This is a genomic window from Rothia sp. HMSC064D08 (assembly GCF_001809525.1).
Taxonomy (GTDB): domain Bacteria; phylum Actinomycetota; class Actinomycetes; order Actinomycetales; family Micrococcaceae; genus Rothia; species Rothia dentocariosa.
On the sequence record NZ_KV797900.1, the window covers coordinates 743783 to 768864 of the forward strand.

The following is a 25082-nucleotide window of genomic DNA, read 5'->3' on the forward strand; positions in this document are numbered from 1 at the left end:
AGAGGTTAGAATGCTCCGTGTCCTCATATATGAGGACACGGAGCATTCTTCTGTGTCATAGAAGATAAGTCTGCACCTCTGACCCTAAGATATAAATAGAGCAAAAGAGATCTCTCTTTTTCTAGCGTAACGGAACCTAATTTCCGATATATATGCCTATCAAAAACTCATAATGACAGGTCCTGAGATTTTAAGAATATGACCTCTGACAAGCATATTTATTAGCTTTATAATAATTTTGAGATATTCTTATAGTTTTTTGTCTGCCTTTGCTTCATCATAGATTATGCTCATGGCGAGCATGCACATACTAACCTTTCCAGAATTTGTATATTCCGGTTGTGCTTTCATATTGACAATACACTGCGGCATTGCCTAGCATAGTAGCCTTCCTTAACTAGTAAACACTGAGAAGATAGACCTATTCGCAAGTTTCCCCACTCAGAAAGAACAGCTCCACAAGGTACTTGATTCCCTCAGTGGCCATAATGTGGAATACTTACAAAATCTGGAATTAAGGCTTAACCTTCACGTATGATGAAGCCGCAAGTAAGTTCTTAGGGGATTACTGCCTCCACGTTCTAAAGGAGTTTGACGTGTCGCATGTACTATCACGCCGTACTGTATGTCTATCAGCTGGTCTTACAGCAGTTGCAACTTTCGTAGGTTGCGCTTCCAGCTCGCTGTCATCCGATGAAGCACTATATAAGAATGACCAGCTATTACCCTCTGCACCAGGCGAGCCCTATACAGGTTCCGATGAACAGCCTATTCGCACACAAGAGCGTATGTTTATGGCGATGATGGATGCTGACGCCGAATCTCTCCGTTCCACTCTCACTGAGGATGCTACACTCACCCACATCACAGGCCAAATCCAGACTCGCGATGAGTGGGTACAGTCGGTTGCCGACAAAACTATGTCCTACAGCAATATTGAGGTAATATCTGCTCGCGTGGAACGAAGTGACAATGGAGCTCAGCTCGTAGCACGCACGCGCACGACCGCAAATATTAATGGGAGCGATGGAACCTGGAATCTCCAGCTTGTATCGCAGATACACCCCGATGGTACGCACTTTACGAAGACTGTCGCCTCCCTATGGTCTTAAAGCTCGACCGAACTATCCTAAAGATGCCCTTATGTAAGGAGGGCATCTTTTGTTTTAAAATCTCAAACAGCACGGGTATCTGCTGGACCCGAAGTTTATAAAACAGGATAAGCTAGAGTGAGCTTATAGTCGCTATAGACGTTTCAAAAAATGGTAGTTTAACGTTCCTTCCAAGGAACAGCTGTATATTCTGTGTTCTCTCATAGTGCCTAAGGAAATATTTTCCATGAATATCCTTATCGGTCTTATACCCGCGCTATTCTGGGGCATTCTGCCGCTGTGTGTCTCTAAGATTGGCGGCAAACCGACTCAGCAAATTATGGGCACCACGATGGGTGTGCTTCTCACGGGTATTGTGACTTCTCTGCTTTTCTTCCCGATGCGCCTTGACGCTTGGGCGTTCTTCCTATGTTTCCTCTCCGGGGCAAGCTGGGCGTTCGGGCAAATAAACCAGTACCGCGCGTTTACCCAGATCGGTGTTTCTCAAACCATGCCTTTATCAACTGGCATGCAGCTGGTAGGTACCTCGTTAATGGGTGTGGTGGCGTTCGGTGACTGGGGTACCGTTCAAGCTAAAGTAATTGGGGCCGTAGCTCTGGCTCTCATTATCATCGGTATCTGGATGACCACGAAGCAAGAGAATCCTGACCCACAGTCGGGCGGGAATATGCGGGCCGGTATTATCACACTCTTAATTTCTACCATCGGATATGTCGGATATTCATTCTTTCCCAACTATGTGAGTGTAGACGGGTGGTATAAATTCCTGCCCCAATCAGTGGGTATGGTGGTAGCAGCTATCACGATGTCTATGCTGACCCGTGACGGTACCCGCCCTTGGGATAAGAAGTCTTTACAGAACATTATCTGTGGCGTGATTTTCTCGGGTGCTGCGTTAGCCTACCTAGTGTCTATTGAGCCGCATCGCAACGGTGTTGCCAGCGGGTTTACACTCTCACAGATGAACGTTATTATCTCCACTCTGGGCAGTATCTTACTACTGGGAGAGAAGAAAACGAGGCTGGAGCTGCTGTATGTGTTAGGAGGACTCGCCCTCGTAGTTATTGGCGGCGTTCTTATTGGTACGCTTTAGCTGTACACGCCGCACATTCTCACCGTATATTCTCTAGATTTCGTGTGATTCGCACACATCACGTTAGAATAATGAGAACTGTCTTTTCACCGATATGACCAACGCAGGAGAGCCCGTGTCCAAATTCATCGCCAAGCATTTTGACGAACTGACCGCTCACGAGTTGCAGCAGATTCATATTATTCGTTCGCTGGTGTTCACAGTGGGTCAGCAATCAACTGATCAGGAGCCTGATGACGCTGATTTCGAATGCATCCATATGGTGAATGAGGACGATTCGGGAAAAGTGCTCGCGTATCTGCGTCTATTCGATCTTGAGAAGGTTCAGGATGCACGCCACCGCTACATTCCGGGCGCGTGGACATTCGGTCGTGTGGCAGTTCACCCAGATGCACGCGGTACCGGCCTGGGACGCAAGCTTTTACACGCAGCCTTGGAATGGATCCGGAATAACACGGACGCAAAAGAAATCGTGATCGCCGCTCAAGCATATCTGAAAGATACCTACTACAGTCCTGAGGGGTTTGTTGAGCGCGGTGAGCACTATATGGAGTCTGGAATCGAGCATGTCGAGATGGTGCTCGATTTGCAGCGCTAATCCGGCGATTGAGCACTAGCGCATCCACGGATGATGCGGGACGGGCAAGTTTTAGGAAACTACAGTGCCGGATATGTGCCTCTAGTAGTGTAGGTTTTTACGCATTATATGCCCGCCCGCTCTCAACAGACCGTTCGTCAGACAAGCAGGATTCATGACTTCCTCTCCCGGTTTTACGGCCAAACTATTTGATGAGCTCACACTGCATGAACTTCAGCAGATTCATATAACACGCACCCTGGTTTTTACTGCGGGGCAGAAGATTACTGAGCCCGAGGCTGATGAAACCGATTTTGAATGCGTCCATTTCTTTTCCGCTGATGATTCTGGTCGTGTACTCGCGTATCTGCGCATGTTTGATCTGGAACATGTCAATGACGGTAATCACCGCACCATCGCAGATGCATGGACGCTGGGTCGTGTTGCGGTACGTCAAGAAGTACGCGGAAATGGGCTAGGACGTAAACTTTTACACGCGGCCATTGACTGGATTCGCACGAACACATCTGCACGGCAGATTGTGATTAGCGCGCAAGCATATTTAAGAGATACCTACTATGGGGCGGCCGGTTTTGTGGCTCGCGGTGAACCCTATCAGGAAGCTGGAATCAAGCACATTGAAATGGTACTCGATCTCTAGCATGGGCATATTTTATATACAAACACGGCATTTGGAATATGCGGCGTAGAATGATGGTGTAGTCAAATATACGCGATGGAAGGTAAAACGATGGCATATCAGCCGACTCAGCTCAATGGAGAAACCGTATTCCGCAACGAGGTCTTCCAGACCGGTCTTATGTCGCAGCTGCTCGACGGCGTGTACGACGGCGAAATGACAATTGGTGAACTGTTGAGCCACGGTAACTTTGGGGTAGGAACTTTTAACGGCCTTGATGGGGAGATGGTGGTGCTCGACGGCGATTGTTACCAGGTGCGCCATGACGGCTCGGTTTCTATCCCCCAGCTTACTGATCGAACCCCATATGCAGTGGTCACAAACTTCGTACCCATGATCCGTCGTGAGCTTCCGCAAAACATGCTGCGCACCTCCACCTCACAGGTTCTCGATAATTTTACGGTGTCAAAGAACTACATGTACGCTATCAAGATTTATGGCGAGTTTGAGTGGGTTCGTACTCGTACCGTTGTCAAGCAGGAAAAGCCCTACCCGAAAATGGTGGATGCAACCGAGAATGAGGATATCGTTCAGTTCGATAATCTGACGGGCACGATTGTAGGGTTCCGTACCCCCATCTATGAGCAGGGCATTTCCGTTCCGGGGTGCCACGCCCACTTTATTGACGATGACCGTACTCATGGCGGACACGTGGTCGATTTCAAATTAAAGTCAGCAAACGTAGAAATCTGCCCCGGTACCGGTTTACAGCTGCATCTGCCGCTGACTCCCGAGTTCTCTTCCGCCAACCTCTCCCCCGAAGATTTGGCAGATCAGATCTCAAAGGCGGAAAAACATTAAACCTACCTACGGGCGAGGGCGAGCCTCCGAATACTTTTCTTGCGAGTATGCGGAGGCTTTTGCCTGTTTCACAGCAGCAACAACAGGGCAGCATGCACCGTTCAAAGCGTACCGCTGAGGGGCAAGCTGTACATCATGCTCACCACAGACATGGAATATTAAGAGGATCAGGCTCTCCTAAGCCTCCGGCACAAATTCACCGTGTCCGAGGTCGCGCAAGGCGGTACGCACCGCCTCCGCGTCAGCATCCAGTTCCTCGGCAGTCACGTTAGCGAGCGCATTCGCCGGGTCATATTCCGCCATACTGTCCGCTGGGAACAGATGAATATGCGTGTGTGGCACATCGAACCCGGCAATCATAAGCGCTACCCGGTCTTTATCGAAAGCTCGATCTAGCGCACCGGAAATCTTATGTGCTACTGCGAAAAGATGTGCTGCAAGCTCCACCGGCAGCTCGGGCCAACGGTCAATTTCTTCACGCGGGACCACAAGCAGATGCCCGTGCGATGCCGGCTGAATATCCATAAACGCCACGCATTTCTCATCTTTCCAGACAAAACGGCCCGGAATCTCGCCGTCAATAATCTTGGTAAAAATACTGCTCACTCTATCCTCCAAAATCTAGAACTTGACCGTGTCACCGGGGTTTAGATGCGAATATTCGGTACCGTACTTGTTGCTAAAGGTAGTAATCAAACCCTCGATAATTCCCGTACCATTCTCATTAATCATGCCATTGTGAATGGGGTACGCATGCCGTGCTCCCACCGCGATCACAAAATCGATAACTTCTTGAACCTTGCTCCAGGGCGCGTGCACCGGCACCAACACATGAGGAGCTTTCACGCCATGTGGCACCACGAGGGAATCACCGGGGTGGTACACAACACCGTTAATGAGGTATCCAATATTGGCGATCGTAGGGATCAAAGGGTGAATCAGCGCGTGCTGACCGCCAAAGGTCTGTACATCAAAACCGGGCACCGAAAATTCGCTATCTGCCGATACAACGGTGACGTGGGCGTTTGGCGCGGTATCAAGAATTTTCTCTGCGACAGCTTGCGGCGCCCAAATACGTAACTGTGGCTTTTCGGCGATCAAAGGCAGCACACGATCGGCATCGAAATGATCGGGATGCTCGTGTGTAATCAAGAGGTAGTCCGCGCCATCAAGCAGCTGAGCATGTTCTCCCTCAGGCGCGAAATTTCCGGGGTCAAACACTAGTACATGACCGTCGTGCTCCATCCGCACACTTGAATGGGTATATTTTGTCAGTTCCATGGTTCCAGTCTACTCGCCAGAATCGAGCCTGCTCTAGTGCTGTACCATGGCTAACTACAGGGTAATCTAGAATTTTCACCACGTGAGAGAATTAATAACTCGCACTTGATATGCAAAATTTTAGTGTAGAGTCATTAAAAAGGCTCACAAACCCGCATACTACTTGGGTGTGCCCCACCCGGAAGGTTATGTTTTGGATACTCATATTCCCGTCCGCAAGATCGTGAAACAGGCAGAGGCGCGCAACACCAAGCAGCGCCGCATTATCAAGGCCACGATGGCCGAACTGGGCGATTTTATTTCGGCGCAGGATTTGCACCTCACCCTAGCTAACCGTAAAGAGCAGGTGTCTTTGGCGACGACCTACCGTGTGCTCCAGTCTCTCGCTAATTCGGGAGAACTGGATGTCGTGAAGGGTGTCGAAGGCGAGTCACTTTACCGTCATTGTCAAGGCGATACGCACCATCATCATCTTCTGTGCCGCCGTTGCGGTAAGGCCGTGGAGCTTGAGGCACCCGCTATTGAGGATTGGGCCCTTGATATGGGGAAAAAATACGGGTTCTCGGAATTGGAGCATGTAGTTGAAGTTACCGGCTACTGCCCTGAATGCACTCTGGAACTCCGTGATGAAGAAAATCGGTTGACGGGGCGCCAGTAAATAAGACCTGAATCCTGGTTCATCCCGCAGAGTACGCACTACTCTTAAAGTCTGTTGCCCACAACTCTTGGTTGAGTTGTGGGCAACAGACTTTAAGATTCTCTAGAAAGAGTCGCTACTAGACGCTCGCAGGGTGATGATGTGCATCCTCCTGTGTCTGACGGGCGATGCGACCCGATGCACTGTGCCGCCTCCTAATTCCGCCAATAATGCGGCAAATAAGATAAATTACGAAGGATACACTGGTGACATAAGGACTGATCGGTAACGAACCAGCAAGCGCAAGCAAAATACCGCCCACAATAGCCATTTCCGCAAAAATCACCGAGAGAATAAGCGCTTTAAGCGGGGATGCAGTCACCTGAAGCGCCGCGGCAGACGGAGTAATCAAGAGGGCCAGCACCAGCAGGGAGCCAACGACCTGAACCGAAAGCGCTACAGCGATACCCAGAACCACCATAAAGACCAGGGATAGGGTACGCATAGGAACGCCTTTTGCCTGGGCCACTTCGGGATCGAGTGAAGCGAAGCTCAGTGGCCGCCAGATCAGAGTCAGGATTGCGATAATTACGATGGCTCCAGCGATCATGGCGTTCAGCTGATCGCCGTCAACCGAAACAATCTGACCGGTTAAAAGCGAGAATTTATTGGCGCTCCTGCCCTGGTAGAGCGAGAGAAAGAGAATGCCTAAACCCAAGCCAAAGGGCATGAGGGCACCAATGACCGAGTTTGATTCGCTTTTCTTCACGCCCATCATGCCGATCAGCAAGGCGGAGATAATGGACCCTATCATTGACCCGGTAATGACATCGTACCCCAGCAGAAGTGCCAGCGCGGCACCTGCAAACGACATTTCAGATACACCGTGCACGGCGAAGGCATGATCGCGCATCATAACAAACATGCCGACGAAACCGCCGATGATACCGAGGACTGCACCCGCAAGAATAGAGTTCTGCAACAGCTGAACAAGTTCGCTGTATCGGTCGAAAACAAAAATCCGCGAAAGTAAATCGTTCTGCTGCTGGCTTGCCGCAAGCACCGGAGAGATTACTGTGGAAAGAATCATTGGGGTGTCCCTCCGCCCTTGTGCTCGGCGTGATATTTCGTAGTATTAGAAGAATCTTCTAGGGCACCCGCCGCGCTCGCGGTTTTGACCGGTTTGCCCGAGGATGCATCATGATCCGTCTCGACTGCAATTTCTCGAAGGTCCTGATGCGCACCATGAAGGTTCTGCTCCCCACCTACCACATGGCAATGGTCGCTGGCATGGGTCTCCCCTACCACAACGTAGCGCCCGTTGGATTTCAGCACGTTGATGGGGGTTCCATAAAGATCGCTCAGGGTTTCGCTGTTCATGACCTCGGGTACAGTTCCTACGGTAAATCGCCCGTTGGCGAGATATAAGACGCGATCAACATGCTCAATGATGGGGTTAATCTCGTGAGTTACGAAGATAACAGAGCCACCCTGATCGCGGTTAAACCGATGAATCAGATCAGCAACCGCGTATTGATGGTTCAGGTCGAGAGAGAGAAGAGCTTCATCAGCAAGCAGCATTTGGGGGTTATTCGCGAGAGCTTGGGCTATGCGCAGTCGCTGCTGTTCGCCCCCTGAAAGCAGACCAACCGGAACATTGGCGTATTCTAAAGCGCCGACGGCCTCTAAGAGTTCATCGACTTTTGCACGATACTTTCTGCCGCCTAACCGGATTCCCCAGCGGTGACCGTCGATGCCCAAGCCAACGAGGTCGCGGGCACGCATCGGGGTTGATGGGTCGATTGCTTTTTGCTGGGGAATGTAGCCTACGCCGGGGTTTCCGGCGCGGGCCGGCTTACCCAGAACAGAGATTGTGCCGGTATTCATCACGGTGAGTCCGAGGGCTACTTTGAGGAACGTGGATTTTCCGGAACCGTTCGGCCCAAGGACCGCGAAATATTCTCCTTGAGCAATGGACAGGTTGAGGTCATTCCAAAGGATACGGGTGCCAAAAGCGAGGCTACCCCCGCGTATTTCTATCACGGGGGTGCCTGACGGTGTCGTATTTTTCACTTAGGAAAGTGCCTTTTCGAGATTTGAAACGTTCGTCTTCATCCACGACAGGTAATCGGTGTTTTCGGGGAGAGTTTCGGTAAAGGAAACATGGGCAACCCCCGCGTCTTTAGCCGTTTGAAGCACCTCTTTGGTCTGTGAGGTTTCGGTTTGCTCATTGTATGCCACCAGGGAGACCTGCTTCTCAGTCACCAAATCTTGGGTTTCCTTAAGCACAAGTGCCGGAACGTCTTTCTCAGCTTCGATAGATTCCGCAAATTCCTCAGGGGTTGCATTCTCGGCTCCCGTGGAGGCAATCAGGTAATCCGGCACAGGTTCGGTTGAAATATATTTCTTGCCCTTACCGTTAATCTTCTTCGCTGAGGAGTCCAGAGTATCAAGTTCTGTGCCGAGTTTCTTAGCATTTTCACGGTAGGAGTCCGCGTGCGCGGAATCCAGCTGTGCCAAGTCTTCTGCTACTTCGGTGGCAACTTTCTTCATGGTGTCGAAGTCGTACCAGAGGTGTTCGTTAAACTCGTGGGCGTGTTTATGTTCTTCACCGTCTTCATGATCATGATGACCGTCCTTGTGGTCTTCGGCGAGATGATCATATTCGCTGTCAGTTAGTTTCCCGCTCAGCTTGACGGCATTGACAACCTTCTGTGAGCTATTGTCTTTGCCTGCCATATCTTCAAGGAACTGGTCGTATCCGCCTCCATTGACGACAACAAGACCTGCGTCCTTCGTTTTAACACGGTCTGCTGCGGTTGCTTCATAGGAGTGAGGGTCAGTGCTAGTTGACGCAATAATGGGGGTAACGTCTACGTTGTCCCCTCCCACCTGCTTGACAATATCGGCATAAACGTCAGTGGTTGCAACAACTTTTACTTTCCCGCCGTCGTTGCCTGATGACCCGTTGGAACCCGAGTTAGCGGTTGAGCAGCCACTCACCATGAGAGATACTCCAGCCAATACCGTTATGGTGCTCATGAGTTTTTTCATGTTATTTCTTCTTTCGACTGCGGCGCGAATATTTTCCGAGCGAGTTTTACCAGGCTACGCAAGGTGAAAACGATTTTCAATTACGACGCGCCGGGTTTGCTGATGCATTACCACTAAAACACGCCATATACCGTATAAACAACTCTTTATTGTTCATCTTGGCTTATCCCTTCAGAGTGCGATGTGCCGGCTTTACGCCGCTTCGAGTCCTGTGTCGTATCACGAATTTCGCCCACAAGCTCTTCGATCACATCTTCCATAAAGACCACACCTAATAATGTGCCCGAAGTGTCTACGACCTGCGCCAGATGCGAGCGATTCTGCTGCATGGTGGCGAGCGCATCGTCAATTTCGGTCGTCGGTGTTAGAACGGTCAAAGACCGCAGTTTATACCAGGGAAAGGGCTGGTCTGTGCGTTCAGGGGCTACATCTAGGGCGTCCTTGAGGTGCAGGTACCCCATATAGATTCCGGCTTCATCGTGGACGGGAAAACGAGAATATCCGGTGCGTGCTACGGCGTGTTCTACCTCTGCCGGAGTACATCCGAAGGGCAGTGTATGCACGTTGTCCCGACTTACCATAATCTCAGAAACATGCTTCCCGCTAAATTCGAGAGCGCCGCCGATAACGCCGGCATCGTCCTCGACGGTGCCTTCTGCCGTGGATTGGGCAACGATAGACTGTAGCTCGCCTAGGGTAAAGGTAGAGGCGACCTCGTCTTTAATATCCACCCGCATCCAGCGTAAAAGCATGTTTGACATACCGTTAAGAAACGCCACGATGGGAGCAAAAACATGCGAAACCTGTACCAACGTAGGAACAATCCACAGGGCAATACCGCGGGCTGCTAGAGTAACCGCAGCATTTTTCGGCACCATTTCACCAAAAATAACGTGCAGATACGTCACCACGATAAGGGTAACGACGAAGGCAAGAATATCGACCGTGGTGTGCGGAAGACCAAGTAACTCTAAAGGTGACCCCAGCAGATGGTGCAGAGCAGGTTCGGAAACGTTCAGAATCAGCAGAGAACAAATCGTAATACCCAACTGGCAGGTAGCCAACATCAGAGAGACGCGTTCCAGTGCGTAGAGCACCACTTTTGCGCGTTTACTTCCCCCATCCGCCAGGGGCTCTATTTGGGCTCGGCGGGTAGACATGATGGCAAACTCACCCGCAACAAAAAATGCATTGCCGATAAGCAAAATAACGAGGAGTGCTATAGCTATCCAGTCATTCATGAGCGCACCTGCCGATTCTGCAAAACCGCTGGCTGCGATACGAGCCCTTCCCCGATGCTGTCGGGGATAAAGCGGATGCGGTCTACCCGGCGTCCTTCAATATAGTCTACGCGCAGAATACCGCCAGGGATCGGTACCTGGTCACCCTGTTCAGGTATGCGCCCCAGCTGCTCCATCATAAAACCGCCCACGGTTTCGTAGGAAGGATGCTCGGCGATGACACCGGGAATAAATTCGTTAACCTCATTCGGGCGACGCAATCCTGAGAACACCCAGTCGCCGTTACCAAAACGTAGAGGCCGTTCCGTTCGCCCTTGATCGTGCTCATCGGATACTTCACCCACAATTTCTTCAACAAGGTCTTCAAGAGTCACAATTCCCGATGTTCCGCCGTATTCGTCGAGGACGACGGCAAGTTGTAATGCTCCTTCACGCAGCTGAGTAAGAAGCGCATCCACGTGCAGCGTTTCAGGAACCTGCAGCACGTCATCAGCCAATGCACCGGCTTCCAGGGTTTCACGCACATCGGTTGGAACCCCGACAGCTTTCTTCACATGGATAACGCCCACAATATTGTCATGATCTCCACGATAGAGAGGAAAACGCGAATGCCCGGTCGCACGGGCCTGCTCTATAACCTCTGTTACGGGCGCCGTATCTTCGAGCATCGTAACCCGCCCTCGCGGAGTCATCACCTCGGAAGCGGTAAGTTCAGCAAAACTAAGCGTGCGATCCACAAATCGAGCCGTATCTGAATCCAAGGTTCCCTGCTCCGCAGAGCGACGCACCATTGCCGAAAGCTCTTCGGGACTGCGGGCAGCAGAAAGTTCCTCCTGAGCCTCCATGCCGAAGAGACGAAGAATCCTATTGGCAGACCCGTTCATCACGACGACCACAGGTTTCATGATGCGCGTAAATATAAGCTGCGCAGGCGCGACTTGCCGCGCCACCCGGTAGGGTTCAGCGATCGCAAGGCCTTTAGGCACCAGTTCACCGAGGAGCATCGATAGCAGGGTGGCAATTCCCATAGCAAGCACAAGGGTCAGGGTGGAAGTTACAGCCCTAGGAAGACCCCACGAAGAGATAAATCCAGCGGTTAACGCATTAATGGAAGCGTCAAGTGTGTACCCCGTGAGCAGAGTCGTGATCGTAATGCCAATTTGGCAACTTGAAAGCTGTGTTGAGAGAGTACGTAAGCATTGAAGAACGGCGTTAGCGCGAGTATCACCTTTTTCCCGTTCTTGATACACGGTCGCGGTCTCAAGCGCCACAAGTGAGAATTCGACAGCTACGAAGAAACCGGTTCCTAGAATGAGTGCGATGCCGAGAGCAAGAAGTATAAAGTTCATGCGTTCACCGCGCACCCAACGTCATCAGGACGACGAGCGTCATAAAAGTGTAATATTCGACAGTCTGTATTGGGGTAACTGAAGGGGTCATCCATAGCCCATATTCTAGCGAATGTTTAAGGCAATTTTGCAGTGGTCGCTACGCTTTCCTTTAGATATCAATGTAAAACAGAGATGCATAAGCTCCCATGAGCACAATATCTCGCAGAACTTACCCACCCTCAAGGCATGTTTTGCCTTCCTACAAGCGTGTTCCCGTGAAGAACAACTCACCGTATCCGCCGGGTTCAGCTGGAAAGTTCGAGTGAGTTCTCACTAAACTAGGTTATAGAGTATTTGGTGCGCTGCAGCTCTTGCAGTCCGCAATGTGTGCGAGACTTGAAGAGGCACACACAAAGCCAACTTATACTCAGCGTGATGATTCGCCCCTCGAAGATGCGGGTCGTCTGTGCCGGATTTCTCCGGACGCGACGGATAAATTCACAGTCAAGGAAGAGGCGTTTACAGTGCCAAATCTGCCAGATCACCTGGTACCTGAGGAATTTGCCGGTAACGAATGGTTCGTCGAAGAACAATATGAACGTTATCAGCAAGACAAAAATCTCGTGGATCCTTCGTGGTGGCCCATTTTTCAGTCCATTGATAAGGCCCTTCAAGGAACTCCGACGGCCTCCGCCCCGGTAACAGCTACCCAAAAAGCCGAGGCGACACCTTCTGCTCCAGCCGCTGCAGCATCTATTACTACCCCGGAGCCTCAGCCTGCCGCACCAATAAAGTCGACAGCATCACCCGCTCCTAAAACCTCATCAAAGGCAGAAAACGTGGAACCTGTAGAAGATAAAATTGTGCCCCTACGCGGACCGGCTAAAGCTGTTGCCGCCAACATGGAAGACTCGCTCACCGTTCCAACCGCTACGACGGTGCGCGCGGTACCAGCTAAGCTGCTGATTGAAAACCGTTCTGCCATCAACGCTTATTTGGCTCGAACCCGCGGCGGCAAGATTTCTTTCACGCACATCATTGGGTACGCCGTTATTCGTGCGCTCGCTGCCATGCCTTCAATGAACGTCACCTACGGTCATGATGAAAAAGGCAAACCGATTGCTATTCACAATGCGAACGTGAACTTCGGTCTGGCTATCGATCTGCCCCGCCCTGATGGCTCCCGCAACCTCGTGGTTCCGAATATCAAGGGTGCACAGACCTTGAGCTTCTTGGAGTTCTGGCAGGCCTACGACGATATCGTCAAACGTGGTCGTGCAGGTCAGCTTGGGCTGGAAGATTTCCAGGGAACTACGGTTACTCTCACGAACCCTGGCGGTATCGGTACCGTACACTCTGTTCCTCGTCTTTCGAAAGGGCAGGCCGCAATTATCGGTGTGGGTGCTCTTGAATACCCTGCTGAGTTCCGCGGCGTGGCGGAGACGATGGTAGCCCAGCACGCTATTTCCAAGATTATTACCCTTACGAGCACCTATGACCACCGCGTTATTCAAGGTGCTGGTTCCGGCGAATTCCTTAAGATAGTAGAGAGCTACCTCTTAGGCGCCGAAGGATTCTATGACGAAATCTTCCAGGCTATTCAAATTCCCTTCGAACCTGTTCGATGGAGCCAGGATAATCAGGTTAATCCTGATACTGAGGTTTCTAAGGTCGCCCGCATTCAGCAGCTTATCCACGCGTACCGCGTGCACGGTCACCTTATCGCCCGCACCAACCCAGTGGGCTACCAGCTACATTCAAACCCCGATTTGAACGTAGAAAGCTACGGTCTGACTCTGTGGGATCTGGATCGAGTATGGCCTACGGGAGGGTTTGGCGACAAAGAACAGCTTCCTTTGCGTACTATTCTGGCGCGTCTACGTGAGGCATATGCGGGTACTCTCGCGGTCGAGTACATGTACATGGAAGACCGTAAAGCCCGTGAATGGTTCCAAGAGAAGCTAGAGCATGGCTACAGCAAGCCTAGCCGCGAACGTCTGATGCATGTTCTGGAGAAGCTTGTTGAGGCCGAGGCCTTTGAGACCTTCCTGCAGACCAAATACCTGGGTCAGAAGCGTTTCTCACTCGAAGGCGGAGAGTCGCTCATCCCTCTGCTGGATGCGATCATCAACAAGGCGGCAGATAATAATATGCACGGGGTCGCCATCGGTATGGCGCATCGTGGCCGCCTCAATGTTCTGACCAACATTGCGGGTAAGTCTTACGCCCAGATTTTCCGTGAGTTCAGCGGTACTGCGGCACCATATGAAGGTGGTTCTGGCGATGTGAAATACCACCTTGGCACCGAGGGCACGTTCACCTCTACCTCAGGCAAGCAGACTCAGGTGTATTTGGCTGCTAATCCTTCACATTTGGAGGCTGTTAACACCGTTTTGGAAGGCATCGTGCGCGCCAAGCAGGATGTTCTTAACGACCAGGGTGTCGAAGGTCATCCCATTCTGCCCATCTTGATTCATGGTGACGCCGCGTTTGCCGCACAGGGTATCGTCATGGAAACCTTGCAGATGGCTAATCTGCGTGGCTACACTACCGGCGGTACCGTACACATCGTGGTGAATAACCAGATCGGCTTCACAACATCTCCGAAGGATGGCCGTACCGCCACCAACGCAACCGATATTGCTCGGATGACCAAGGCGCCTGTCTTCCACGTAAACGCCGACGACCCCGAGGCCGTAGTTCGGGCAGGTCGTCTCGCATTCGAGTATCGCGAGCGCTTTGGCCGCGATGCCGTAATTGATTTACTCTGCTACCGTCGCCGTGGCCACAACGAGGCTGATGACCCGTCGATGACTCAGCCGAAGATGTACCAGGTGATCGATAATATGCCTTCGACCCGCACCAAGTATGCAGAGGCTCTGGTGGGTCGCGGCGATATCACCCAAGAAGAAGCAGATGAGGCATTGAGTGCATACCACTCGAAGCTGGATGCGATTTTCAGCGAGACCCAAGCGGCCGTACCCGCTCCTGAGACCCCCAACGTCGCTGGGCTTGAGCTGCCGGCTTCTCAGCAGAGCACCGAAATTGTTCATGGCGGTAACACCGCGATCTCTCGCGATACCTTCGAGCACATCGCAAAAGCATTCGGCGAAGTTCCCGAGGGCTTTACGGTTCACAAGAAGCTCAAGAAACTGTGTGAACAGCGTGTTGAGATGGGCACAAACGGCAAGGTCAATTGGGGCATGGGCGAGCTTCTGGCCTTTGGCTCTCTGCTCATGGAAGGCACCGATGTGCGTATGAGCGGCCAAGACGTTCAACGCGGTACCTTTGTGCAGCGTCACGCGGTGCTACATGATCATCTCACCGATGACGAATGGTCACCGCTGCAGCATCTCTCGGATCATCAGGGCAAGCTACGTATCTACAATTCACTTCTGTCTGAGTACGGTGTCATAGGCTTCGAGTATGGATACTCGGTTGAACGTCCCGATTCGATGGTGGTGTGGGAGGCCCAGTTCGGTGACTTTGCGAACGGTGCCCAGACGATTATCGACGAGTTCGTCTCATCGTCTGAACAGAAGTGGGGTCAGCGTTCTTCGCTGGTTCTTCTGCTCCCCCACGGTTATGAGGGGCAGGGCCCGGACCACTCATCAGCACGTATAGAGCGGTACCTGCAGTTGTGCGCTGAAAACAATATGACGGTTGCTGTGCCTTCTACCCCGGCATCGTATTTCCACCTGTTGCGTCGTCACGCACAGCACCGCCCGTATAAGCCGCTTGTGGTTATTAGCCCTAAACAGCTCTTGCGTTTGAAGGCTGCTTCGTCCTCAATTGAGGACTTCACGGAGGGGTCGTTCCAGCCCGTTATTGGGGATCGTTCCGGTGTTACTCCGGCTCAAGTTGAGCGTGTAGTCTTTGTCTCTGGTCGTCTCTACTACGATCTTGAGGCTGAGCGTGCAAAGCGTGGCGATACGAAGACCGCTATTGTTTCCGTTGAGCAGCTTTACCCCCTGCCCGAGGCAGAGATCAAGGCGCAGCTGGATTTGTACTCGAACGCCACCGATATTGTATGGGCGCAGGATGAGCCCGCTAACCAGGGTCAGTGGCCGTTTATGGCTTTGAACCTGCTGCCAATTATTGACTACCGGATGCGTTTAGTTTCCCGCCCTGCGTCGGCATCTCCTGCAGCAGGTACGGGTAAACGCCATGCTGCTGAAGCTGAGGCACTGATGAAGCAGGTCTTCGAAGGCTAAATCCTTTGTGGTGTAAAGCCCCATCACAACCGTAGCTTCACAGCGAGTTTTATAACTCGTGCGATTGTGGAAGACTGTAGTGATGGGGCTTTTCCTATGCCTCAAGTGGATTTTTCATCACGATTGGATCAAAAATTTTCGAGGAGTTCGAAAACATAACTCGAACACCTTATGCTTAAACAAAAGGACAGAGCGTTTACGTACTGCAGACGCAAGATATCAACGGAAGAAAGAACCCCGTGGAGCAACGCAATATTCGACTTGTAGCGGTTGGAGACGACCTGCTCGCCGGTGTCGGTGACCCCCGCACCCTAGGTTGGTTTGGTCGCGTGATGGCACGTACCCCGCAAACTAGTGCATCCATTTCAGCCTATAATCTCGCCGCCCCGAATGAAGGAAGCGAGCAGCTGAGCACTCGATGGTTTGATGAGGCACGCCGCAGGTTCCTTCCCGGTGCCGATAATCGTTTGGTCATAGCTCCCTCAACTTTTGACATTGATTTGGGACTCACCAGTGCACGTTCACGCTTGAATCTTGCCAATATGGTAGACATGGCGTCTCAGAACAGCATCCGTGTACTTGTGGTGGGCCCTCCCCCGACTCTCGACCCGGAGCGTAACCGCCGCATCGCTGATCTTTCGGCGGCTTATGCAGATGTAGTAACCCGCCGTAATCACGTGTATGTCGATACGTTCAACCCTCTTTTGCACCACGAACAATGGCGCAATGATCTGGCCGCTAATGATGGGCGTCCGGGGCAGTCTGGATACGGTCTCATGGCGTGGCTTGTGCTCCACCGCGGTTGGTACAGCTGGCTTAACCTTCCCGAGCAGTAAGATCTTACGCAGACAGAGTATCTAGATCTCCATATTTTTCGCATCAGCCTGTTGGTAAGATGCATTCAAGCCGTTTCTATGAAAAAATAGACGGCGTTGCCCTATGCGTTTAAGCCTGTGCTAAGACTCGGGGCGGTTAGTTTAGAACCTCGCTGGCTTTCTTTGAGCAGAGGTTCACAATTCTGAAGGAGGCTCCTATGAGCAAGCGCGGTCGTAAGCGCAAGGACCGTCGTAAAGGCGGCGCAAACCACGGTAAGCGCCCCAACGCATAAGGTATCTTGCTATACGTAAGAACCCCGGTGGTCTTTCACCGGGGTTTTGCTTTATCGAATTATCTGGCCTTTCAGCTAATGATCGTACTGCGGATACCGGGAATAATTCATTCGAGCGAGCCGTTACATTCCCCGAAGCCTCACACGAAGGTATGCTGTACACAGGCCCCCCGAAAGTCATTACACGACAGAAAAGAGCACCTATGAGCGAGTCCAACGCCGCAGAAGCGACGGCGACTCTCACACCTCGTGAATTACGTGAGCGCTTCACTGCGGATGCCATGCAATACGTCGATCAGCTTTATGCCGCTGCCTTACGCATGAGCAGGAATCCGGCAGATGCCGAAGACCTCGTTCAAGAGACGTATACGAAAGCCTTTGCCTCTTTTCACCAGTACAGGCAAGGTACCAATCTCAAGGCGTGGCTGTACCGTATTCTGACCAATACGTACATTAATCTGTACCGTAAACGCCAGCGAGAGCCACAGCAGGCCCATACGGAATCCGTCGAAGACTGGCAGTTAGCCCAAGCGGGCGCTCATGACGCTTCAGGGCTACGCTCAGCCGAGATGGAGGCTCTGGATGCGCTCCCGGACACCGAAGTACGGCAGGCTCTCGCCTCACTCACCGAAGACTTCCGCATGGTTGTGTACTACTCCGACGTCGAGGGGTTCTCATATAAAGAGATCGCCGAGATTATGGATATTCCATTAGGAACGGTCATGTCGCGGCTGCACCGCGGACGTCGCATTCTGCGCGAAAAATTACTGGATTATGCTCGCGAGAATGGTTTACGCCCTTCGACTATCGCAAAGGTCGAAGCAAAAGCGGCGAAGAAGAAATAGGCTCAGTTTTATAAACTCGGAAGAAAGGAGTCTGCTATGGAAGAGCAAACACCCGAGAATAGCACGGCACTTACCGAAGATTGTGGCGGCAACCCCTGTTCCACAACACTTAAAAACCTTTATGAATATCTTGACGGTGCTCTCACCGCTGAGGAAATACAAGAAATTCAGAGGCACCTTGATGCTTGCTCGCATTGCGCCGAAGCAAAGGATCTTGAGGTCCTTTTGCGTGCGAAGATCAAATCTTCGTGCGACGAGCAGGCGCCTGAATCCCTCAAAGCCAAGCTTTTGGAACATATTGATGAATTTTGTTCGGCGAGGGCCTAAGCCTTCACCGCTCTTGGTCTAAGCTCGCGGCATACTACGGCGGGGAGAAAACTCGACTACCGGGTTTCTCCCCGCTATTCTTCTATAAACCCGCATAATATTGTGTGTTCACCGCGAAAAATGATACACCGTTTTACCCAGATTCTCACCCGTTTGGGGTACCCACCCGGTAGAATGGTTGAAGTGTATGGGCGCGAAGAAGAGCGTCCTCAGGTACAGAGAACCGGCGAGTTCCAGCGCAAACACCAGACAGATTATGGGAGGCAGAGAGTTATACCGATGAGCGAATTGAGTACGGCGCAAAATACCATGGCACATGCATGGGAAGCCCCCACGTACCGGGGTGCGCCTGGGATGAGCGCGCGGATGCGCATCCCCGGTTCCAAATCGCTCACCAACCGTTACCTGCTCCTCGCGGCTCTTGCTGATTCTCCCTCACGGTTGCGTTCTCCCCTGCACTCGCGAGACTCGGCCCTCATGATTTCCGCTTTAGAGGCACTCGGAGCCCAGTTCGAGCGTATCGAGACAGGCTCGGAGTTTGGTCCTGATCTTCTTATAACCCCTCTAAATCTTGCTTCGGCTCCCCCAATGGTAAAGATTGATTGTGGACTTGCGGGAACGGTCATGCGTTTTGTACCCGCTCTTGCTGCTTTGCTTCCGGGTGATTACAACTTTGATGGTGATCCACAAGCCCGCAAACGGCCGATGGCGGCGCTCTGCGATGGTCTGCGTCAGCTAGGGGCGCGTATTGAACGATCGGGCAATGATTCCGTAGATACCTTGCCTTTCACCCTGCATTCCCCCGGACTTGCGGCCGCATCCGGTACTCCCGCAGAGATCTTTATTGATGCTTCGGCTTCATCGCAATTTGTATCTGCTCTGCTCTTGATTGCGCCTAGGCTTCCTCAGGGGTTAACGATTCGTCACCGGGGAAATGCCGTGCCTTCGATACCTCATATTGAGATGACCTTGCAGACCCTCCGTGACTTGGGGGTACGCGCCAAAGCTGTTGCTGATGAATACGCCTGGCGTGTATTCCCGAGCGCTATTTCCGGGTTTGATGTCACGGTTGAACCGGATCTTTCTAACGCTGGTCCTTTCCTTGCAGCTGCGATGGTAACGGGCAACTCAGTGACTATTCCCGGTTGGCCCGCTCCTACAGCAGACGGTTCCCCCGGAACAACGCAGGGAGGTGATGAGTGGCGTACCATTCTGCCCCGCTTAGGCGGTGCCGTTGAATTCTCTAATGGTTCGCTCACAGTCACCGGGCCCGAAGATATAACCCGGCTTTCCGGGGTCGAGTTTAACCTGCAGACTGCAGGCGAACTCGCGCCCACAGTTGCCGCTCTCGTTGCGCTTCTTGACTCCCCGAGCACTCTCACTGGCATTGGGCACCTGCGTGGGCATGAGACTGACCGCCTCGCGGCTCTCGTCACTGAGATTAACCGTTTGGGCGGGCTTGCCGAAGAAACAGCCGACGGTATTCACGTTCTTCGCCCCGTTCGACGTCTGCCTCAAGACTCTCCTGTGACGGTACAGACCTATGAAGACCATCGAGTAGCAACGTTCGCGGCGGTTATTGGACTTCACGAACCCGGAGTGCGCATCGAAAACGTTCAGACAACCGCAAAAACACTCCCACAATTCACAGCGCTTTGGCAAAAAATGCTTTCGCAATGGGAAGGAGCGCGCTCGTGAATCCATCCCGAAACCGGTCTTTCGACGAGTGGGATGAATCCGACGTTCGAGTTCGCCCCAATAAAAAGGGTTCTCGACCCCGCACTAAGGAACGCCCCCGGTACAAGCATGCTATACGCGGTCGCGTCGTCACCGTCGATCGTGGTCGGTGGTCAGTAGTTGTCGATGAAGGCACCCCACAGGAACGGACTCTTATCGCGGCACGGGCACGCGAATTGCGCCGTACCCCCATTGTCACTGGAGACTTTGTAGATGTAGTCGGCGATATATCCGGCGCAAAAGACACCCTAGCGCGCATCGTTCGTTTGGGAGAGCGTTCTTCGGTACTGCGCCGCAGCGCCGATGACACGGATACAACCGAACGCGTGGTGGTGGCCAATGCGAACCAGCTGGTCATTGTGGTTGCTGCTGCGAATCCGCAGCCGCGCACAGGTTTTATTGATCGAGCCGTCGTCGCTGCATATGACGCCGGGATAGAGCCTATTTTGTGCATTACAAAAACCGATGTTTCTCACCCACAGCAACTACTCGATTATTACAGTGCCTCCGGGCTAAAAATTGTACTCTCGGGGTCAGCTGACGGTCGAGCCCCGAGTGAGTCTGGAGCCGAGGGTCTTCTGCATGCCCCCGTTCATAAGCTTCTCGAAGAGCTTGTGGGTAAGGTATCTGTGCTTCTCGGGCATTCGGGGGTCGGTAAATCTACTTTGGTGAATGCACTCACTGGTGCGGACCGTGCGACTGGGCACGTTAACGCCGTTACGGGGCGGGGTCGTCATACATCTTCGTCAGCTCTCGCCTTACAGCCCGTATCCAAGCCTGAGCTTCATGTACCACCCGGAACCTGGATTATCGATACTCCGGGTATACGTTCTTTTGGACTGGCTCATGTTCCGCCGGAGCAGGTTGTACAGGCGTTCCCCGATCTGGCTCCTGGCGAGCAGGACTGCCCTAAGGGCTGTCATCATGCGGCTCAAGCGGTAGATTGCGGTATAAATACTTACGTGCAGGCGGGTAAAGCGGGGGCCAGTGGTGCGGCGCGTTTGGATTCGCTGCGAAAACTTTTGCAGGTTGTTCCTGATGAAGAAGCTGATTCCGATAAAGAGCTTGGGGCACTCGTGTAATCGCTCGTATCCTGTACATAAGTTCCTAAGACCACACACGGTAACATTTGACGACTGATGAGAGATTCATGAACTTTACGACGTCATACACTGATGATTTGAGGCTGGCGCATATCCTGGCGGATAACGTGGATCGCGTCAGCATGTCCCGGTTTAAAGATCGGTCTTTTACCGTGGAACACAAAAGCGACGGCACTCCAGTGACCGAGGTGGATCGTGAGGTCGAGGAACTTCTGCGTGCACAGCTCTCGCGGGTACGCACACGCGACGGTATTATCGGTGAAGAGCTAGGCTCAACAGGTACGGCTGCCAGGCAGTGGGTTATCGATCCTATTGATGGTACGCAGAATTTTGTGCGTGGTGTTCCAGTGTGGGCCACACTCATCGCTCTCCTCGATCAGGGTGAACCGGTTATGGGTCTTATATCTGCCCCGGCGTTACAGCGACGGTGGTGGGCTGCGCAGGGTACAGGCGCCTACGCAGGCAAATCGCTAACTCAGGCTACACGACTTCAGGTGTCGAGCGTCCCCACGGTCTCTGGAGCCTCGCTCTCCTATGCCGAGTTCAAAGGATGGGAGGGACTAGAACTCGAACAGAATTTTCTCTCGCTAGTCCATGCGGTTAACCGTTCCCGTGCCTACGGTGATTTCTGGTCATATTGTCTGGTGGCCGAAGGGGCTGTTGATATTGCTTGTGAAGCTCAAGTTGCGCTCCACGATATTGCCGCGCTAGTTCCGCTTGTGCATGAAGCAGGCGGGACCTTCACAACAGCAGCTGGTGACGATGCAGTAGCTACAGCGCAGGCAGAAGGTACCGCCAGTACTTTGGCTACTAATGGGACCTTGCATCGTTCTGTGATAAGCCAGCTTGCGCCCGAGTAACCATTCTTCGGGCCCTGTGGTAAGGGACGGCGAAGCCCCGGCGGGTCACCAGATTTATGTGTGATAATCCCATCGGGGCTTTTACATAGGCTTTGGCTTCGGTGCACGGGTAAATGTGCACGTGTTGGCAGGCTAATTTCTAGGAAATCGCAAGAAGGTAGAGGAAGAAGTTTCCAACTATTCCTAAAGCTCCTAAGGCTCCCATGACGATACCAAGGGAGGCAAAGGCACGCATCCTGCCCGTCATGGGGGTAATACATCCTTTGTTCACAGTAAAGGAAAAAATCCCCAGCCATATTGATATAACTATAGGTACCAACGCTAGAAGCATGGTATTTGAGATTGTCGTAAATTCATAGGCACCATAGCCCATAGAGTCGTAGTCGTCGTGGAGTATAGCGATCCCCAGTACCTGAAAGCCACTAAATCCGGTAAGTACGAGTCCACAAAGCGAAGCAGCAAAAGAACCTATCGAGTAGAAATATCCAGGTCCGCGAATTTCACCGGTAGGTTCCCCGTAAGGTCGCCTGTCCTCGGGTGGAACCTCATATTGGCGAGGAGCCCTACGGTAGCCAAAGTCGTAGGCGGCAGACACGTTTCCAACTGGGGGTACGGCTTGCTGAGCCTGAGGATGAGACGCACCATCCGTTGCTGAAGCATAAGCCGCCAATGGCGCGCCTGAAGCTGCAGAATTCTGCATATCGTGACCCTCCTGTAGCGTTGGAGCTTCGGCTTGAGGATACGATGCCTGAGGTGTGTTTGAATCTGGCATAGGATCCTGTCGCGGGTTTTCTGTCATCTTTTTCTCCATACACGCTGAGTCTTCTTTCTTGATATTACGTTATTCCGGGCTGAAAATCATGCTCTTGCGGCTTTAGCCGTTGTATACTTCCCATATTTTGTTCGGCGCGAAAAAGGCCAAATATAACTGAGCCGCCCACCAGCGATTCTGCTGGTGGGCGGCTCTTAGTTATCGGGTTCGGGCTTTAGTTCCCTGCCCCTTTAAGGGCTTTTGTGGAGATGCGGGGAATCGAACCCCGGTCCGATGTGGCTTCAACAGGGCTTCTCCGTGCGCAGTTTGTGAAAGCGCTATTTCTCGGCTCCGATGTTTGCACAAACACTTACATCGACAAACCTATTCGTAATAAAAGTCCCATCAGCCCCTACGACGAGGGCTAACAGCAGTGGCCTTTTAAGTCGATGCCGGGTTCTGAGCCAAAGGCATGCTCAGACCGACAGACTGCAACTCGCGCTTAGGCAGCGAGTGCGAAGTCAGTGCGCTTAGATTTTGCACTTATTTTTTTGCAGAGGGCGTTAACGAGATAACCCTGCGTCCTCGGCACGCTTCACCCATCTCGACTCACATCGTCGAAACCGATCATCCCCCTATACTTTTATCAAAAAGCACCATCTACAAACGTTCTCTGCATTGCCTTGAGACACACAGTATACCGCTCGCGATGGTAACGGTTAACTATATCAGAGGGTCTGTCTCTACACAACCACCAGGTTCTTTTACTACCAACACACCAGCATTATTTTACTTATGCACAGGGGGCGGAACACATCCGTAACGAGATGCTCCGCCCCCTTCATTCAGCGAAAAACCGCTACCTGCCGCTACTGAGCAGGAACAGTCATACGGCTATCGGGGTTATCCCCCACCTGGCAGACCTTGTTGCCGTTACCATCCGGAGTACCGACCTTCTGGCATTCCTGAAGAGTCTGCTGCCCCAGCACAAAAAGGATAGTCGCGATAATAGCTACGATGATACCCACGCCACCGGTAATAATACCGGCAATCGACATTCCCTTACCCTTGCCCAGCTGACGTGACTGGCGAAGCCCCAGAGCGCCCAAAACAATAGCGCCAATACCGAGCAGACCTCCGACGATGAACCATCCGCTCACAATGGCAAGCACACCAAGTACCAAGGAAATAATTGCCATAACCGGAGCGGCCTGCGAGGGACCGCCTGCGTTCTGAGCATTTGCGTCAAACTGAGAAGAACCGTAGGCGGGCTGCCCGTACTGCCCCTGCTGGTTCTGGGCACCATAATAGTTTTGATTCTGACTTGTGTATCCCGAATTTACAGCTTGGTTCTGGTATCCGCTCGTCTGCGAGTAAGAATTCTGTTGACCGTAGCCCTGCTGAGCATTTTGCTGTGCAGGTTGGGAACCAGAAGTTCCGTAGGGGGCCTGCTGCTGTGGCTGAGCGTAGGAAGAATTTCCGTTATAAACAGATGATCCGCTCTGCTGCGTCCGAGCAGAACTCTGACCGTAGCTGTTCTGCTGTGGAGATCCCTGTTGCTGGGCGTTCTGGTATCCCGCAGAATTTTGGTAATTCTGTGCCGAATTACTATTCTGCTGGCCAGAGTTCCCCTGCTGAGAGTAATTCCGTGATTCCTGGGTCGGCTGATATTGGTTGTAACCTTGTGCCGAATTATAACTCTGCTGTGAGGCGTAGCCCTGTCCTGAAGCATTCTGCCCAGTCTGCGAAGAATGCTGGGGTGCAGAATGCTGTTGCTGCCCCGAAACCATGTTCGAGGAGCTAGAGTACTGCGTGTTATAGGAGGGCTGCCCTGCTGATGGAGTAGGCTGCTGATTTTGTGCCTGACCACCGTAGAAAAGATGCTGATTGCCCGAGCCCTGTTGCGGCTGCTGAGGGTACTGCTGCTGGTATGAGTTCTGAGCACCATTGCCCTGGTAGTTCCCCTGCTGGGAACTATTACTCTGGGGAACCTGCCCCTGATATTGCTGTTGCGCTTGTGAATCCTGATTTTGAGAGTTCTGATCTTGACCAGGCTGTTGCGACTGCCCTTGCGGCTTGTTCTGACCGTAAAGGTTTTCTGACATGCTTTACTATCCTTTGTCTTCGGTGAGGCCGTCGGTTATCCCGGCGTTATTGCTGAGTACCAACTTTCATTATACGAACTTTTATATCGAAAACCATTGGTTACAACACCCTAAACTTCATAAAAATTAGGATGCTCTATCTCACCTATTCCACTATCCTTGAAGCACAAACGTGTGGGGTGGGTAGCTCAACAAAAAGCTACCC

General features: G+C 52.2%; 23 protein-coding genes and 1 other RNA gene. 14 read left to right on the forward strand and 10 right to left on the reverse strand.

Going from position 1 to position 25082, the window contains the following annotated elements:
* Nucleotides 1-596: 596 nt before the first annotated feature.
* The 5 genes from HMPREF2625_RS09905 (at nt 597) to budA (ending at nt 4283) form a co-directional block, all read left to right on the forward strand.
* The gene (locus HMPREF2625_RS09905) at nt 597-1112 is read left to right on the forward strand and encodes a nuclear transport factor 2 family protein (RefSeq protein ID WP_070524247.1); all 516 of its coding nucleotides are present in this window, start codon (nt 597-599) and stop codon (nt 1110-1112) included.
* Nucleotides 1113-1338: 226 nt separating this feature from the next.
* The gene (locus HMPREF2625_RS09910; protein ID WP_070524249.1) at nt 1339-2205 is read left to right on the forward strand and encodes a GRP family sugar transporter; all 867 of its coding nucleotides are present in this window, start codon (nt 1339-1341) and stop codon (nt 2203-2205) included.
* Nucleotides 2206-2320: 115 nt separating this feature from the next.
* A complete protein-coding gene (locus HMPREF2625_RS09915; RefSeq protein ID WP_238382282.1) occupies nt 2321-2803 on the forward strand; it encodes a GNAT family N-acetyltransferase in 483 nt (160 codons plus the stop codon).
* A gap of 154 nt (nt 2804-2957) precedes the next feature.
* Nucleotides 2958-3443 (forward strand): GNAT family N-acetyltransferase, encoded by a 486-nt coding sequence (locus tag HMPREF2625_RS09920; protein WP_004004987.1) that lies wholly within the window; start codon nt 2958-2960, stop codon nt 3441-3443.
* A 90-nt stretch (nt 3444-3533) separates the two neighbouring features.
* Nucleotides 3534-4283, forward strand: a complete 750-nt coding sequence (gene budA, locus HMPREF2625_RS09925) for an acetolactate decarboxylase (RefSeq protein ID WP_004004988.1) — start codon at nt 3534-3536, stop codon at nt 4281-4283.
* 177 nt (nt 4284-4460) lie between these two features.
* Here the strand turns inward: budA and HMPREF2625_RS09930 are convergent, their stop codons facing one another.
* Entirely contained in the window at nt 4461-4889 is a 429-nt protein-coding gene (locus HMPREF2625_RS09930; protein ID WP_048755193.1) for an HIT family protein, read from the reverse strand.
* A 15-nt stretch (nt 4890-4904) separates the two neighbouring features.
* Nucleotides 4905-5564, reverse strand: a complete 660-nt coding sequence (locus HMPREF2625_RS09935; protein ID WP_070524250.1) for an MBL fold metallo-hydrolase — start codon at nt 5562-5564, stop codon at nt 4905-4907.
* 193 nt (nt 5565-5757) lie between these two features.
* Here HMPREF2625_RS09935 and HMPREF2625_RS09940 point away from each other — a divergent pair, with 193 nt between their 5' ends.
* On the forward strand, nt 5758-6222 hold the full coding sequence (locus HMPREF2625_RS09940; protein ID WP_037231042.1) for a Fur family transcriptional regulator: 465 nt from the start codon (nt 5758-5760) through the stop codon (nt 6220-6222).
* A 118-nt stretch (nt 6223-6340) separates the two neighbouring features.
* Here the strand turns inward: HMPREF2625_RS09940 and HMPREF2625_RS09945 are convergent, their stop codons facing one another.
* The 5 genes from HMPREF2625_RS09945 to HMPREF2625_RS09965 form a co-directional block, all read right to left on the reverse strand.
* Nucleotides 6341-7291, reverse strand: coding sequence for a metal ABC transporter permease (locus tag HMPREF2625_RS09945; protein ID WP_037231044.1), 951 nt, complete (start codon nt 7289-7291; stop codon nt 6341-6343).
* On the reverse strand, nt 7288-8274 hold the full coding sequence (locus tag HMPREF2625_RS09950) for a metal ABC transporter ATP-binding protein (protein ID WP_070524252.1): 987 nt from the start codon (nt 8272-8274) through the stop codon (nt 7288-7290). Before HMPREF2625_RS09950 ends, HMPREF2625_RS09945 begins: the two co-directional genes overlap by 4 nt.
* Nucleotides 8275-9243, reverse strand: coding sequence for a metal ABC transporter solute-binding protein, Zn/Mn family (locus tag HMPREF2625_RS09955; RefSeq protein ID WP_238789001.1), 969 nt, complete (start codon nt 9241-9243; stop codon nt 8275-8277). It lies immediately after the preceding gene.
* A gap of 158 nt (nt 9244-9401) precedes the next feature.
* Nucleotides 9402-10496, reverse strand: a complete 1095-nt coding sequence (locus HMPREF2625_RS09960) for a hemolysin family protein (protein WP_070524261.1) — start codon at nt 10494-10496, stop codon at nt 9402-9404.
* Nucleotides 10493-11845, reverse strand: coding sequence for a hemolysin family protein (locus tag HMPREF2625_RS09965; protein ID WP_070524263.1), 1353 nt, complete (start codon nt 11843-11845; stop codon nt 10493-10495). Before HMPREF2625_RS09965 ends, HMPREF2625_RS09960 begins: the two co-directional genes overlap by 4 nt.
* A gap of 365 nt (nt 11846-12210) precedes the next feature.
* On the opposite strand from HMPREF2625_RS09965, the gene HMPREF2625_RS09970 reads away from it, so the two are divergent.
* From HMPREF2625_RS09970 to HMPREF2625_RS10000, 8 genes are all read left to right on the forward strand, one after another.
* The gene (locus HMPREF2625_RS09970) at nt 12211-16041 is read left to right on the forward strand and encodes a multifunctional oxoglutarate decarboxylase/oxoglutarate dehydrogenase thiamine pyrophosphate-binding subunit/dihydrolipoyllysine-residue succinyltransferase subunit (protein WP_070524264.1); all 3831 of its coding nucleotides are present in this window, start codon (nt 12211-12213) and stop codon (nt 16039-16041) included.
* Nucleotides 16042-16280: 239 nt separating this feature from the next.
* The gene (locus tag HMPREF2625_RS09975) at nt 16281-16877 is read left to right on the forward strand and encodes a GDSL-type esterase/lipase family protein (RefSeq protein WP_013397390.1); all 597 of its coding nucleotides are present in this window, start codon (nt 16281-16283) and stop codon (nt 16875-16877) included.
* A 197-nt stretch (nt 16878-17074) separates the two neighbouring features.
* The gene (locus tag HMPREF2625_RS11185) at nt 17075-17149 is read left to right on the forward strand and encodes a 50S ribosomal protein bL37 (protein ID WP_095343185.1); all 75 of its coding nucleotides are present in this window, start codon (nt 17075-17077) and stop codon (nt 17147-17149) included.
* A gap of 203 nt (nt 17150-17352) precedes the next feature.
* Nucleotides 17353-17994, forward strand: a complete 642-nt coding sequence (locus tag HMPREF2625_RS09980; protein ID WP_041321511.1) for a sigma-70 family RNA polymerase sigma factor — start codon at nt 17353-17355, stop codon at nt 17992-17994.
* 36 nt (nt 17995-18030) lie between these two features.
* Entirely contained in the window at nt 18031-18321 is a 291-nt protein-coding gene (gene rsrA, locus HMPREF2625_RS09985; protein ID WP_070524266.1) for a mycothiol system anti-sigma-R factor, read from the forward strand.
* A 279-nt stretch (nt 18322-18600) separates the two neighbouring features.
* Nucleotides 18601-20019 carry a 3-phosphoshikimate 1-carboxyvinyltransferase gene (gene aroA / locus HMPREF2625_RS09990; RefSeq protein WP_083295671.1) on the forward strand — a complete coding sequence of 473 codons (1419 nt, stop codon included), beginning with the start codon at nt 18601-18603 and terminating at the stop codon, nt 20017-20019.
* On the forward strand, nt 19998-21140 hold the full coding sequence (gene rsgA, locus HMPREF2625_RS09995; RefSeq protein ID WP_070524267.1) for a ribosome small subunit-dependent GTPase A: 1143 nt from the start codon (nt 19998-20000) through the stop codon (nt 21138-21140). The genes aroA and rsgA overlap by 22 nt, the downstream gene beginning before the upstream one ends.
* 68 nt (nt 21141-21208) lie before the next feature.
* Nucleotides 21209-22021 (forward strand): inositol monophosphatase family protein, encoded by an 813-nt coding sequence (locus HMPREF2625_RS10000; protein ID WP_013397394.1) that lies wholly within the window; start codon nt 21209-21211, stop codon nt 22019-22021.
* Nucleotides 22022-22160: 139 nt separating this feature from the next.
* On the opposite strand, the gene HMPREF2625_RS10005 is transcribed toward HMPREF2625_RS10000, so the two are convergent.
* The 3 genes from HMPREF2625_RS10005 to HMPREF2625_RS10015 all read right to left on the reverse strand — a co-directional run bounded on the left by HMPREF2625_RS10005 (nt 22161) and on the right by HMPREF2625_RS10015 (nt 24877).
* On the reverse strand, nt 22161-22820 hold the full coding sequence (locus HMPREF2625_RS10005; RefSeq protein ID WP_246826782.1) for a hypothetical protein: 660 nt from the start codon (nt 22818-22820) through the stop codon (nt 22161-22163).
* 213 nt (nt 22821-23033) lie between these two features.
* Nucleotides 23034-23407, reverse strand: a transfer-messenger RNA (tmRNA) gene (gene ssrA / locus HMPREF2625_RS10010).
* A gap of 234 nt (nt 23408-23641) precedes the next feature.
* Nucleotides 23642-24877 (reverse strand): DUF4190 domain-containing protein, encoded by a 1236-nt coding sequence (locus HMPREF2625_RS10015; RefSeq protein WP_070524270.1) that lies wholly within the window; start codon nt 24875-24877, stop codon nt 23642-23644.
* Nucleotides 24878-25082: the final 205 nt, after the last annotated feature.

Coding starts and splice junctions, on each gene's coding strand:
- HMPREF2625_RS09910 (WP_070524249.1), top strand. CDS start 1,339: ATGAATATCCTTATCGGTCTTATACCCGCGCTATTCTGGGGCATTCTG.
- HMPREF2625_RS09920 (WP_004004987.1), top strand. CDS start 2,958: ATGACTTCCTCTCCCGGTTTTACGGCCAAACTATTTGATGAGCTCACA.
- budA (WP_004004988.1), top strand. CDS start 3,534: ATGGCATATCAGCCGACTCAGCTCAATGGAGAAACCGTATTCCGCAAC.
- HMPREF2625_RS09935 (WP_070524250.1), bottom strand. CDS start 5,564: ATGGAACTGACAAAATATACCCATTCAAGTGTGCGGATGGAGCACGAC.
- HMPREF2625_RS09945 (WP_037231044.1), bottom strand. CDS start 7,291: ATGATTCTTTCCACAGTAATCTCTCCGGTGCTTGCGGCAAGCCAGCAG.
- HMPREF2625_RS09955 (WP_238789001.1), bottom strand. CDS start 9,243: ATGAGCACCATAACGGTATTGGCTGGAGTATCTCTCATGGTGAGTGGC.
- HMPREF2625_RS09960 (WP_070524261.1), bottom strand. CDS start 10,496: ATGAATGACTGGATAGCTATAGCACTCCTCGTTATTTTGCTTATCGGC.
- HMPREF2625_RS09965 (WP_070524263.1), bottom strand. CDS start 11,845: ATGAACTTTATACTTCTTGCTCTCGGCATCGCACTCATTCTAGGAACC.
- HMPREF2625_RS09970 (WP_070524264.1), top strand. CDS start 12,211: ATGTGTGCGAGACTTGAAGAGGCACACACAAAGCCAACTTATACTCAG.
- HMPREF2625_RS09980 (WP_041321511.1), top strand. CDS start 17,353: ATGAGCGAGTCCAACGCCGCAGAAGCGACGGCGACTCTCACACCTCGT.
- rsrA (WP_070524266.1), top strand. CDS start 18,031: ATGGAAGAGCAAACACCCGAGAATAGCACGGCACTTACCGAAGATTGT.
- aroA (WP_083295671.1), top strand. CDS start 18,601: ATGAGCGAATTGAGTACGGCGCAAAATACCATGGCACATGCATGGGAA.
- rsgA (WP_070524267.1), top strand. CDS start 19,998: ATGGGAAGGAGCGCGCTCGTGAATCCATCCCGAAACCGGTCTTTCGAC.
- HMPREF2625_RS10000 (WP_013397394.1), top strand. CDS start 21,209: ATGAACTTTACGACGTCATACACTGATGATTTGAGGCTGGCGCATATC.
- HMPREF2625_RS10005 (WP_246826782.1), bottom strand. CDS start 22,820: ATGACAGAAAACCCGCGACAGGATCCTATGCCAGATTCAAACACACCT.
- HMPREF2625_RS10015 (WP_070524270.1), bottom strand. CDS start 24,877: ATGTCAGAAAACCTTTACGGTCAGAACAAGCCGCAAGGGCAGTCGCAA.